Genomic DNA, 11,750 nt, shown 5'->3' with positions numbered 1-11,750 from the left:
GTTCGCCACCCCTTCCGAAGCAGCTTATTTATAATATCATCTCTGACTTATCTTGTCAATAACTTTTTTAAAGTTTTTTTCAAACTTTTTTCAGTTACTGAACAATTTCCTTGAGACTTTATTAGTCTATCAAGTTTGTGAACCAATGTCAATACTTATTTTCTATGCAATAAGTGAAAGCAAAAAGAAGATCTCTAGTATCTCCTTTTTTCATTTTTTATAGAGCTGCTCGCATGCGTGCTTGTGAATTTTCGACATTTCGTATTGAGCGCGGTAAGAACGCACGGATGTCATCTTCTTTATAACCCACTTGCAATCTCTTATCATCAATTAAGATTGGACTTTTCAAGATTCTTGGGTTTTCTTGAATCAAATCAATCACTTCACTAACACTGAGCTCGTCGATATCACAATTTAGAGCTTTAGCATAGCGATTTTTTGATGAAACAATGCTCTCAACACCATTCTCTGTTTTTGATAGGATGTTTAAGATTTCTTCTTTTGTAAGTGGTTCTTTACCAAGGTTTTGTTCTTTATAAGGAAGTTGATGGTTGTTCAACCATGTTTTTGCTTTTTTACAACTTGTACAACTTGAGATTGTATAAATCTTAATCATGTTAATTCTCTCTTTCTGTCACATGATACTATTATCTTATCATTGTCCTTAGTTTAAGAAATCGGTCTAGCGACCTATTTTGAATCTAAGGGGACTTTTTCAATTATCATAGATCTTTTTTTGCTTAGATTAAATCAAAGAGAAAAAGAGCTCTTAGGCTCTTTTACACTTATTCTTCAATTTCAATGGTTGAATCAAGGTCTAAAACAAGTTCATCAGATGTTTCTTCAACTTGTGCCTCTTCAACACTATCCTCTTCATCTGGTTCAATCAAACCATAGTGTACACGTACTTTATGATCAATTTCTTCAAAAATATCTGGATGATCTGCCAAATATTTTTTAGCATTTTCAGATCCTTGACCAATCTTCTCTCCATTATATGAGAACCATGCTCCGGCTTTTTGAATAATTCCTAAATCACTAGCGATTTTTACAAGCTCACCTGTTTGTGAAATCCCTTCACCATACATAATTTCGACAAAGGCTTCTTTAAATGGTGGGGCAACCTTGTTTTTGACAACCTTGATTTTAGTTTCCTTACCAACATTTTGGTCTTTTTTATCACCAGTCCCTTTGATTTGCGTATTTCCACGTACATCAAGACGTACTGATGCATAGAATTTCAAAGCACGTCCACCAGGGGTCGTTTCTGGATTACCAAACATAATACCAACTTTTTCACGCAATTGGTTAATGAAGATAGCAATTGTTTTTGTTTTATTAATAGATGCAGATAGCTTACGCATGGCTTGACTCATCATACGCGCTTGAAGTCCAACATGACTGTCACCAATATCTCCATCAATTTCTGCACGTGGTACCAAGGCCGCAACTGAGTCAACAACAACCAAATCAACTGCACCTGAGTCAATCAGCTTACCTGCAATTTCGAGACCTTGCTCACCTGAATCAGGTTGTGACAAAAGAAGCTCATCGATATTAACACCTAGGGCTGCCGCATAAGCAGGGTCAAGGGCATGCTCTGCATCGATAAAGGCAGCGATTCCGCCTTCTTTTTGTGTCTGAGCAACAGCATGGAGGGCTACAGTCGTTTTACCTGATGATTCTGGTCCGTAAATTTCGATAATACGACCTTTAGGATAACCACCTGCACCAAGAGCAATATCCAAAGCTAGCGAGCCTGAGCTCATAACCTGAACCTTCTGCTCTGCACGCTCACCAAGACGCATAACTGCACCCTTACCAAAATCTTTTTCAATATTCTTCAAAGCATCATCAAGTGCTTTACGACGCTCATCTCCAAATTTCTTTGTAATTTCTTCTGTTTTCTTTGTTTTCTTAGCCACTTATTTTCCTCTTCTTTCTATAGTTAAGACAAACTTAAATCAAGTTGTCTCTTGTAATAAAGCTTGGCGAACTAGGTTAAAGGCATAGAGGGTACTAATATATCTAACATCAGAACGACTTCTTCCACCTATAACAACCTTGATTGACCTTACTTGATTCCTATCAGCAATACCAATAAATACTGTACCTGCTGGGTGTCCTTCTAATGAATCTGGTCCAGCTACACCGGTAAGTGCAATTCCGTAATCGCTATCTGTTTTAGCTCGGGCACCTTCAGCCATTTTTTCTGCAGTAAAATGACTGACAACACCATGTTCTTCTAGTTGCGACAAGGGAATATCCAACATTTTAGATTTTTCTTCAATGCTGTAAGTAACAAAGCCGCCTTTAAATACTTGTGAGGCTCCTGAAAAATCAGCAATACTAGCCTGAAATAAACCTGCTGTTAGGCTTTCAGCTGCAGTGATAGTCTTGCCATGGTTCTTAAGCAAACGGAAAGTTTCAAAGGCTAAACTATTAGACTCTCCATATCCATAAATAAAATCAGATAAGGATTTGCTATCTAGAGTTTTAGTAGAACGAATTTGTTTTTCTAAAACATCTAGTTTTTGATTTGCTTCTTCTCGTGAAGAAGCCTTTGTTGACAAGCGAAGTGTTACTTCCCCCACTTTAGCGTATGGAGCTATGGTTGGATCTGTTTGGTTAACAATAAAATCCTTCAGAATAGTCACCAATTGACTTTCTCCAACGCCAAAGAATCTTAGGACTCTCGAATAAAGACTTGCGTGATTCTCAGTAAGTGCTGGAACAAGTTCTTGATTCACCATAGGTTTAAGTTCACTTGGTGGCCCAGGTAGGACTACATAGGTCACCCCTTGAGTAGTAATGACACCTCCAACTGCAAGACCTGTAGGATTTTGCAAGGGGATAGCCCCCTCAACAATTTGCGCTTGACGTTCATTATTAGGCGTTCGTGTGTGTTTAGGGCGAGTAGCAAAGAAACTGTCCAGCTTTTTACTTGCCTCCTCATCAAAAACAAGTTTTTTTCCTAAGAACTTAGCTAGGGTTTGCTTGGTTAAATCATCCTCCGTAGGGCCAAGTCCACCACAAAGTATGACTAAGTCACTACGTTTACTAGCTTGGTCTAGAACTGAGAGTAGGCGTTTTTCATTATCACCTACTGCGGTGTGAAAATACACATCGATTCCTAGTTCAGCTAGTTTCTCAGATAAAAATTGGGCATTGGTATTGGTGATTTGCCCGGTTAGGATTTCGGTTCCTACTGCAATCAATTCAGCTTTCATTGGTTCACCTATATTACTATTCGTAAAATAATCTCAAAAACATGTTCGTTTATAAACTAACATGTTTTTCTCGTCTTGTCAATCAAATCTACTCATTTATTTGAAGTCACAGTTATTTTCATGATCATTCACAAATCCTGCGGCTTGTAAAAATGAATATATAGTAGTCGGTCCTAAAAATTTGAACCCTCTCTTTTTTAAATTTTTGGCAATCTGTTGGGATAAATCAGTTGATGATGGGACGTCCTTATATGTTGGAACATTATTTATCAAGGGCTTTCCGTCAAAGAACTGCCAAAAATAATGGGACAGGGAGCCAAATTCATCTTGGAGTTTTAGTACTTGTTTGGCATTATTTACGGTTGCTTCTAGCTTAAGTTTGTGACGAATAATATCCGGATTTTGAAGCGCTTCTTCAAGTTCACTTAGGCTAAACTGGGCAACACGCTCAATATCATAGTTATGAAAAACACGATTAAAGGACTGACGTTTATTTAAAACAGTTAACCAAGAAAGTCCTGACTGATAACTTTCTAAACAAAGTAGCTCAAAAAGTTTTTGATCGTCACCAATAGGGTTCCCCCACTCCTTGTCATGATAATCACAATATAATTTATTGTTTGTTGGTACCCAACGACAACGATTGACCATTGCTTACCTCATTTCATCAACATCTTAAGAGCTGATTTAATGTATTGCTCTGCCGTTTCATTAGTACCTTCGAAGAAGGCTTTGATTTTCTTAAGTTCTGCAGCTTTATAACCAAGAGCTAGCAAAGCTTCCATAGCCTCATCCAACTGATGATTTCCTTCAGGTTGACTTGGTGTCGTCTTGGTCGTTTCTGTTGGTAACTCTGCAAATTTCCCGGCCAAGTCCAAAACCATTTGCTGGGCTGTCTTTTTACCAATCTTTGGAAACTTCATCAGGTACTTGATGTCACTATTATCAATGGCAGCCACCAAGCCTTGATTATCATCTACAGCAACAATGGCTAGAGCAGTCGTCGGACCTATTCCAGAAACTGAAATAAGCTTAAGGAAGACCTCTTTCTCATCTTCAGTATGAAAACCAAAAAGAAGGTGGGCGTCATCCCTAATAACCTGATGAAGGTAGACTTGGATAGTCTGATTCATCTGGTCAGAAAAACTATATGGGTTCGCTACAGTGACAATATAACCTAAGCCGTTTGCTTCTATAACAATATACTTGGCGGTAATTTTCACTAGAGTTCCCTTGATGTAATCATACATAGCGTGTGATTTCCTTTCTCGTTCGTTTCTTCAATGGATTGCTTTGTTATTTTATACTTATAAGATAATTGTCTTGAGTGTTTATTTTGTCATCTCAAGCACTGCTGTACTATTGTAACAAAAAATCCACTCGAAAGTGGATTATGTTTGCTCTATTTTAAGGATGACTACTCGTCTTTAAAGTATCTGTAATCATCTTCAAGCCTAATAGAATATATGTTACAAGACCTAAAGTAAAGGCAATGCTAGAAACATTTACTAGGGCATTCTCCAAACTTGGTCGACCTAACCAAGCCAAAATATAGAAAATCAAGCTAGTCGCTAAAAATGTTAAGCCAACAAGTAAAAAGTGTTTATTAGTTTTTGTTAGGTGTCTCATCACTCTACCTCCTAACTTAAAAATCAGTCAATCATCCTACAATGATGTGCTAAAACATTAGAAGATCCCTTGTCTTCACCACTATTATAAATCTAACATTCCTATTCGTAAAGTAAGACGAAAAAAAAGTTTTAATACTTCCCTAGGTCACGTAGACTCGTATGATTTTCTTGAATTCGACGGAACATTTTTTCCATATCAGACTTTGTAAAGTTGACAAGTACAGGACGTCCGTGAGGGCAATTGTAGGGGTTTTTACACTGTGCAAGCTGTACTAGAAGGTCACGCGCAGAGTAATCATCAAGAGCATGATTGGCCTTGATTGAACGTTTACAACTCATCATGATGGCTAACTCTGCACGGTAGGTCTTGACAGACACTTCATTCGTCAAAAGAAGCATGTCGCACATCTCATAGACTGCAGATTCAATCTCTTCTTCCTTCATCCAGATAGGATGTTCACGAAGAATGAAGGTGTTATTCCCATAAGGCTCTAAATAGATACCAACCTGGTTAAGAAGAGGCATTTTTTCTTGTAAACTAATGTAGTCTGAACCTGAAAATTCAAAGAGATAGGGAACCAAAAGCTGCTGTAAACTGCTGTCAACCTCACCAATCTTTTCGCGATAGTACTCATACTTGACACGTTCTTGGGCAGCATGCTGGTCAATGATGTAAAGTCCGCCTTGTCCTTGCGCAAAGAGATAGGTTCCATGCATTTGACCAAAAAACTCTAATTCAGGGAAGGTTGATGTTTCCTCATTGTCCAGAGTTTCAAGCATGCGCTTCATTTTCGACTTGTTTTTATAATCAAGTTTTTCGTGTTCGCTATCACCTTCATCTACTGAACGTTGTGCCTGTTTAACAGAAGGTTGCGGTTTATTTTCTACCGATGAAACTGGTGACTCTGATACAAGAGGTTTGATATCTTCTTGGACTGTCTCTGGTTTGACAAAGAAATCATTACGACTGCTATCGTAGTAAAGATTGGTTTGTTTGAGTGGAAGACTGGTTTGAACTGGCTTAGCTGCACCTCTGGTACTAGACTTGGCTAGATTTTCAAGGGCATCAGGAATCAAATCCTGCTCTCTAAGGCTTTGAGCAATGGCTGAGCTGATAAGGGCCATGAGCTCTTTTTCTTTAGAGATACGTACTTCCTGCTTTGTTGGGTGAACATTGACATCGGCCAAGTAAGGATCAATCTGAATATCAATAACTGCAATAGGGAAGCGTCCTACCATGAGTTTAGAGCCATATCCATCAAAAATAGCACGGTTAAGCAGGAAGTTTTTAATATAACGTCCGTTAATGAGAATCGTGATGTAGTTACGATTTGCACGGGTCAACTCAGGGAGACTAACATATCCAGAAACTTCAAAATCAAGGTCAGAATTTGAAATCTCCACCATTTTTTTAGCCGTTGTCAAACCATAAATACCAGCAATAGCTTGACGGAGGTCTCCAGTACCTGATGTCTGTGTCAACTGACGACCATCATTAAGCAAGGTAAAGGCAACCTCGGGATGAGCTAGACTTAGACGATTGACAACATCGACAATATGAGCCAACTCAGCCTGTAAACTCTTCATATACTTGAGACGAGCTGGGGTATTATAAAATAGGTTTTCAACGGTAATCTTTGTTCCAACTGGTGTTGAAATAGGGTCCTGACTCTCAATTTCTCCACCTTTAGCAACCAGTTTAGTCCCATAGGCTTCTCCATCCGCTGCTGTCACAATGGTAAGATGACTGATAGAAGCTATTGATGGCAGGGCCTCACCTCGAAAACCAAGAGTTCGAATACGAAAGAGGTCTCCTTGATTTTTGATTTTACTTGTTGCATGACGGCGCAAACTCATAGCTACATCAGATTGAGCCATTCCTTCGCCATTGTCTGTGATTTGAATTTTTGAGAGGCCTGATTCTTCAACTTCAATAGTAATCTGGGTGCTGCCTGCATCAATAGCATTTTCCACTAGCTCTTTAACTACACTAGCTGGTCGCTCTACGACCTCTCCAGCAGCAATCTGATTGGCTAGAACTTCAGGCAATTCGATGATTTTTGACATAATTATTTTTTCTCCCTTCTAAAAGGTTGATAAATTCACTGGTGCTGACTGTTACTTATGCTTACTGTAAAGCCACAACTCACACACAACTGTTAGCCAAGATAAGGCTGTGGCTATAACAATCATATCCCCATGACGAAGGTTGAACCAAATGAGCCCAGAAAAAATCAAGAGGTAGATGATTTGGAAAATCCATTGGTAGGTTTTAGGCGAGCTTGTAGAATCCATAAACTGCTTAACAAAGAAATAAAGCAAGAGCAGGTTCAGTGTTAGTGCCTTTTCAAAAGGTGTAAAAAAACTCAAAATCAGACTGCAGGCAAGAAAAATTCCTGCTAACCATTTCATTATAGATTTCATGTGATTACCTCGTCAGTACGTTTTCATTAAGTATAGGGGTTTTCTAAAATATTTTCAACCACTTAGACACCATATAGGACCACATAGACAAACGCTATTGCTGTGGGCTAGTAAATAGTGTTTAATAAAGGTGTGAAAGGGAGGAGGCCTCCTCAATTACCAATAAGAAAGGATAGTTATGAAAATAAAAGTTCAGATTGACTCGGTATTCCAAGAAGAAATGTTGCAGATTCAGGCACCTAGTCGGACGCCCAAGATTCAGCAAGTGGTCGAGTTTGTCGAATCTTTGGATGATAACCAACGACTCAAAGGAAAAAAAGATGGCGAAACTTATCTCATCGAGCCTAATGCTATTTCCAGAATTTACATCGAAAATCGCCAAGTTTTAGCTGAAACTATTCTAGGAGAGTACCACTTAGGCTTACGTCTCTATCAAGTTTTAGAAAAACTGCCATCTTACTTTATCAAAATCTCACAATCAGAGATTGTCAACCTCAAAGAAATTGAACGCTTCAACATTACCCCTAACGGCCTCGTTGAAATTCACCTTAAAAACAAGGAAACCACCTACTCATCACGCCGTTACCTCAAAGCAATAAAGGAGAAATTACAATGAAAAAGCAACTTTTTAAATCAGGCACAAAGGGCATCCTTATCGGACTTGCCGTATCCATGATTATGTCTCTTATCTGGGCACCAAGCTACATGCCTCTAAATCCTCACTCAGCCATTGGACAATGGATGACGTCACATCAGGTTCACGGATCTATGGTATTAGCCTACTGCCTCATCACTTGGTTTGCTATCGGTATCCTTTTTGAAATCGCTAGTTATATTTTCCGTAAGGCTGAGTGGAGTTTGCTTCGTGCAACCCTCACTCACTACGCCTTGACCTGTCTAGGTTTCATTCCACTAGCTACCCTCAGCGGATGGTTCCCTCTACGTTTGACTTTCTACTTGGAGCTAGTCATTGAATTCAGCCTTATCTATCTGCTCGTTTGGGTCTTCTCTTATTGGAAAATGAAAAAGGATATTGAACAACTCAACCAAGAATTGAAACACCTATAAAAGACAAGAAGCCTGTCAATTGACAAGCTTCTTTTATAGTTTCTGTTTTAAATCTGCTACAGCCATCATGACTTGCATAGGTGTCATGTTGTAAATATCTAAATCACGCAACTCTTGAAGAACTGGATTTTCAGTAAAATCATCAAAGAGAGAGATTTGCTCGTTGACATGCGTTTCAGTGGCAGGCTTCTCTTGAGGCGATACCTTTTCCTGAGGTTGGATGGTAACTGTATCGCCCTCTAGTTGTGTCAAGATGGTGTCAGCACGTTCCAGTAAATCTGCTGGTAAACCTGCAATCTTAGCCACATGAATACCATAAGATTTGTCAGCTGGGCCATCGACAATTTTGTGAAGGAAAGTCACCTCACCATCCTTTTCAAGTGTCGCCACATGAACGTTGACAAGGTGTGTCAAACTGTTTGACAAGGCTGTCAACTCATGATAATGGGTCGCAAACATGGTCTTAGCCCCCACCTTGTCATGAATAAACTCAATGATAGACTGGGCCAGAGCCATACCGTCATAGGTGGCTGTCCCACGCCCCAACTCATCAAAAATAATCAAGGAATTAGGTGTCGCCCGCTTAATAGCCTGGTTAGCCTCCATCATCTCAACCATGAAGGTCGACTGCCCTGAAATCAGGTCATCTGCAGCACCAATACGTGTATAGATAGCATCAAAAACTGGCAAGTCAATACTATCTGCTGGCACGTAAGACCCCATCTGAGCCATAACTACTGACAAGGCTAACTGACGCATATAGGTGGATTTACCACTCATATTTGGTCCTGTGATGAGCTGAATATTGGTCTGACTATCAAAGGTAATGGTGTTTGGAATGTATTCTTGAACGCCCATAACCTTCTCAACCACTGCATGACGGCCTTGATCAATAACAATACGATGCTCATCATTGAAAATAGGGCGAACATAATGATTGGTCTCTGCTACAACAGCTAGACTCTGAAGCACATCGACTGTCGCAATAGCCTTAGCCAAAGATTGCAAACGGTCAATATAGCGTTCAACCTGCTCACGGACACGCATGAAAATATCATACTCTAGCGTTGATGATTTTTCACGCGCCTCAAGCATCTCACCTTCAATTTTAGCCAATTCAGCAGTTCCAAAGCGCTCTGAATTTTTCAGAGTTGCCTTGCGGAAGAAATGGTCAGGAACCAAGCTAAGGTTAGAGTTGGTCACATGGAAGTAATAACCATCTTTACGGTTATAATCAATCTTTAGTGTTGTAATACCAGACGCTTCACGTTCTTTAGCTTCGATATCTGCGATCCATGAGGTTCCCTCACTCATCACCTTGCGATACTTGTCCAAGGTCTCATCAAAACCAGCACGGATAATGCCACCTTCTGTAATGGTTGCAGGGGCATCAGGATCAATAGCCGACCGAATCAAACTCTCTAATTCTGGCAGAGCATCTAACTCTTGTAAAAGACGTGACAAGGCATCGTCATTAAAAGACTCCAAAATCGCCTTAATAACCGGTACTTGAGCCAAAGTATGACCTAGCTGAATCAAATCTTTTGGATTAGCCTTGCCAAAGGAAACACGACTGGCCAGGCGCTCAATATCGTAAACACCTTTTAGACTCTCAGTTAAGTCACTACGCTCAAAGAAATTGTCCAAGAAAACTTGGATAATATTCTGACGCTCGGTGATAGTGGCTTGATTCACTAACGGACGATCAATCCAAGTTCGCAAGAGACGCATTCCCATAGCTGTCTTGGTTTCATCCAAGAGCCAGAAAAGAGATCCGTGTTTCTTGCCCGTTCTAGCATTTTCTAGTAAATCCAAACTTGACTTGGTCGCATAGGACATCTGCAAGTAATCCTTAATCTCATAGTGCTGAGCCTTTTGTAAATGACTGAGCTCTCGCATCTGAGTACGATGAACATACTGGAGAAGTTTACCCGCCACACTGCTTTCCAAATCTGTCAAGCTAGTGTCAATTAAGTGGACATCATCGTAAACCTCTGTTTCCTTGGAGAGAAGCAGGTTGAGTTGCTTGACCAAAACTTGTTCATCAGCTTCAGGTAAATCATACCCAACGACTACTTCACGTGCCTTAAGATTCTGAATTTCACTGCAAACTGAACTAAAATCATCCAACTCTGTCGCAAAAAATTCACCCGTTGATACATCCATATAGGCCAGGCCGAATCGACTTCCAACCTTGTCAATGGCTACTAAGAAATTGTTGGCATTATCAGGTTTAGAGCTGTCAACCACTGTCCCTGGCGTGATAACCTGAACTACCTCACGCTTAACCACGCCAACAGCCTGTTTAGGGTCCTCCATCTGCTCAGCAATGGCTACTTTGTAGCCCATCTCAACCAAGACATCAATATAGGCTTGAGCCGAATGATAAGGAACACCTGCCATAGGAATGGGATTATCTGCGTTCTTATTACGACTGGTTAGGCTAATTTCCAAAATTTGAGCAGCCTTAACGGCATCATCGTAAAATAATTCGTAAAAATCCCCCATCCGAAACAGCAAAAAAGCATCTGGATAATTTTCCTTGATATCCAAATACTGCTGCATTCCTGGAGATATTTTTTCCTTAGCCATGTCTTAACTCCTCGTTAATCTTTTCTTCGATAGACTTGGTCACATATTGAATCAAGTCACTGGCATCCTGCATCTTTTGACGGTAATCCTGAACAATGGGCAAATTTTCCAACTCATTCTGAATCAAATCTGCCTGCTCACCTGCCTCCTCATAGGCACGTTGTTTCTCAATTTTTTGAAAAAGCACCGCTTCTTGTTGATAAGCCTTCATCTGTCCAGCCATAGAACTAATCTGAGGGATCTGTCCAATAGCTTTCTCAGCCTCTTGAAAAGCAAGAACCGCCTCATGGTGTTTGAGGAGGTCGATTAACTCTTCTTTGGCTTTTTGGAAATCCTGATGGGGAGTCTTCATCAGTGAAACTCACTTTCCAATCTTTCAGCAACCACTGCGTCCTTACAGATTACCAATAGGGTATCTGCGCCAGCAACGGTTCCTAAAATTTCAGGATTGCCGTCACTATCAATCAGGTTAGCCAAAACATCTGCTTCACCCAATTCTGTATGGAGAACCAGCATAAACTGGGCACGGGAAACTGATTTGACATAGTCCTTAACCGTAGGATCCAAACTTGAAAGCACATGCTCAGACAAACTATAGTAAAGTTTACCTTCCTCATCACGAAGCTTCAACAGGCCAATCTCACGCAAATCACGTGACAAGGTAGCCTGTGTAACCGTGATACCTTCCGCCTCTAGGCGTTGCTTAATTTCCTCTTGTGTCCCAATCTTATCTCTTGAAATCATCTGTTTGATAACAGCTTGACGATCTCTCTTCATTATCTTTCCTCTTTTTATGTATATTCCT

The 11,750-nt window shown here is 40.1% G+C and carries 13 protein-coding genes; 2 read left to right on the top strand and 11 right to left on the bottom strand.

Features of this window, described 5'->3' with window-relative positions; genetic code table 11:
* Positions 1–217: 217 nt before the first annotated feature.
* The 8 genes from spx to H7T98_RS09600 form a co-directional block, all read right to left on the bottom strand.
* The gene (gene spx / locus H7T98_RS09635; protein WP_002886328.1) at positions 218–616 is read right to left on the bottom strand and encodes a transcriptional regulator Spx; all 399 of its coding nucleotides are present in this window, start codon (positions 614–616) and stop codon (positions 218–220) included.
* A 169-nt stretch (positions 617–785) separates the two neighbouring features.
* Positions 786–1,925 carry a recombinase RecA gene (gene recA, locus H7T98_RS09630; RefSeq protein ID WP_002889600.1) on the bottom strand — a complete coding sequence of 380 codons (1,140 nt, stop codon included), beginning with the start codon at positions 1,923–1,925 and terminating at the stop codon, positions 786–788.
* 39 nt (positions 1,926–1,964) lie between these two features.
* Complete coding sequence (locus H7T98_RS09625) at positions 1,965–3,230, bottom strand: competence/damage-inducible protein A (protein ID WP_201061787.1); 1,266 nt, start codon at positions 3,228–3,230, stop codon at positions 1,965–1,967.
* Between the two features lie 96 nt (positions 3,231–3,326).
* Positions 3,327–3,881 (bottom strand): DNA-3-methyladenine glycosylase I, encoded by a 555-nt coding sequence (locus H7T98_RS09620; RefSeq protein ID WP_175057353.1) that lies wholly within the window; start codon positions 3,879–3,881, stop codon positions 3,327–3,329.
* An 8-nt stretch (positions 3,882–3,889) separates the two neighbouring features.
* A complete protein-coding gene (gene ruvA, locus H7T98_RS09615) occupies positions 3,890–4,480 on the bottom strand; it encodes a Holliday junction branch migration protein RuvA (RefSeq protein WP_037599413.1) in 591 nt (196 codons plus the stop codon).
* 157 nt (positions 4,481–4,637) lie between these two features.
* Positions 4,638–4,859 (bottom strand): hypothetical protein, encoded by a 222-nt coding sequence (locus H7T98_RS09610; RefSeq protein WP_175057352.1) that lies wholly within the window; start codon positions 4,857–4,859, stop codon positions 4,638–4,640.
* Between the two features lie 131 nt (positions 4,860–4,990).
* Positions 4,991–6,928 carry a DNA mismatch repair endonuclease MutL gene (mutL, locus tag H7T98_RS09605; protein ID WP_175057351.1) on the bottom strand — a complete coding sequence of 646 codons (1,938 nt, stop codon included), beginning with the start codon at positions 6,926–6,928 and terminating at the stop codon, positions 4,991–4,993.
* Between the two features lie 51 nt (positions 6,929–6,979).
* Positions 6,980–7,285 (bottom strand): hypothetical protein, encoded by a 306-nt coding sequence (locus tag H7T98_RS09600; RefSeq protein ID WP_037603797.1) that lies wholly within the window; start codon positions 7,283–7,285, stop codon positions 6,980–6,982.
* A 178-nt stretch (positions 7,286–7,463) separates the two neighbouring features.
* On the opposite strand from H7T98_RS09600, the gene H7T98_RS09595 reads away from it, so the two are divergent.
* A complete protein-coding gene (locus H7T98_RS09595; protein ID WP_002886318.1) occupies positions 7,464–7,901 on the top strand; it encodes a LytTR family DNA-binding domain-containing protein in 438 nt (145 codons plus the stop codon).
* The gene (locus tag H7T98_RS09590) at positions 7,898–8,353 is read left to right on the top strand and encodes a DUF3021 domain-containing protein (protein WP_080611065.1); all 456 of its coding nucleotides are present in this window, start codon (positions 7,898–7,900) and stop codon (positions 8,351–8,353) included. The genes H7T98_RS09595 and H7T98_RS09590 overlap by 4 nt, the downstream gene beginning before the upstream one ends.
* Positions 8,354–8,386: 33 nt before the next feature.
* Here H7T98_RS09590 and mutS read toward each other — a convergent pair whose 3' ends face one another.
* Genes mutS through argR form a run of 3 tightly spaced genes read right to left on the bottom strand, consistent with a single transcriptional unit; the run spans position 8,387 to position 11,725 of the window.
* Entirely contained in the window at positions 8,387–10,918 is a 2,532-nt protein-coding gene (gene mutS, locus H7T98_RS09585; RefSeq protein ID WP_398578500.1) for a DNA mismatch repair protein MutS, read from the bottom strand.
* Positions 10,919–10,937: 19 nt separating this feature from the next.
* Entirely contained in the window at positions 10,938–11,297 is a 360-nt protein-coding gene (locus H7T98_RS09580) for a YlbF family regulator (RefSeq protein WP_060972890.1), read from the bottom strand.
* Positions 11,297–11,725, bottom strand: a complete 429-nt coding sequence (gene argR / locus H7T98_RS09575) for an arginine repressor (RefSeq protein ID WP_171963598.1) — start codon at positions 11,723–11,725, stop codon at positions 11,297–11,299. The genes H7T98_RS09580 and argR overlap by 1 nt, the downstream gene beginning before the upstream one ends.
* Positions 11,726–11,750 lie beyond the last annotated feature (25 nt).

This window comes from Streptococcus sp. 23.2, from assembly GCF_016648665.1.
GTDB classification, from domain to species: domain Bacteria; phylum Bacillota; class Bacilli; order Lactobacillales; family Streptococcaceae; genus Streptococcus; species Streptococcus salivarius_E.
The sequence above is the reverse complement of the archived record's forward strand: the minus strand, read 5'-3'. Positions and strand labels throughout refer to the sequence as shown.

Excerpts from the sequence above, each read along its gene's own strand:
- spx (WP_002886328.1), bottom strand. The coding sequence starts at position 616 with ATGATTAAGATTTATACAATCTCAAGTTGTACAAGTTGTAAAAAAGCA.
- H7T98_RS09625 (WP_201061787.1), bottom strand. The coding sequence starts at position 3,230 with ATGAAAGCTGAATTGATTGCAGTAGGAACCGAAATCCTAACCGGGCAA.
- H7T98_RS09620 (WP_175057353.1), bottom strand. The coding sequence starts at position 3,881 with ATGGTCAATCGTTGTCGTTGGGTACCAACAAACAATAAATTATATTGT.
- ruvA (WP_037599413.1), bottom strand. The coding sequence starts at position 4,480 with ATGTATGATTACATCAAGGGAACTCTAGTGAAAATTACCGCCAAGTAT.
- H7T98_RS09610 (WP_175057352.1), bottom strand. The coding sequence starts at position 4,859 with ATGAGACACCTAACAAAAACTAATAAACACTTTTTACTTGTTGGCTTA.
- mutL (WP_175057351.1), bottom strand. The coding sequence starts at position 6,928 with ATGTCAAAAATCATCGAATTGCCTGAAGTTCTAGCCAATCAGATTGCT.
- H7T98_RS09600 (WP_037603797.1), bottom strand. The coding sequence starts at position 7,285 with ATGAAATCTATAATGAAATGGTTAGCAGGAATTTTTCTTGCCTGCAGT.
- H7T98_RS09595 (WP_002886318.1), top strand. The coding sequence starts at position 7,464 with ATGAAAATAAAAGTTCAGATTGACTCGGTATTCCAAGAAGAAATGTTG.
- H7T98_RS09590 (WP_080611065.1), top strand. The coding sequence starts at position 7,898 with ATGAAAAAGCAACTTTTTAAATCAGGCACAAAGGGCATCCTTATCGGA.
- mutS (WP_398578500.1), bottom strand. The coding sequence starts at position 10,918 with ATGCAGCAGTATTTGGATATCAAGGAAAATTATCCAGATGCTTTTTTG.
- H7T98_RS09580 (WP_060972890.1), bottom strand. The coding sequence starts at position 11,297 with ATGAAGACTCCCCATCAGGATTTCCAAAAAGCCAAAGAAGAGTTAATC.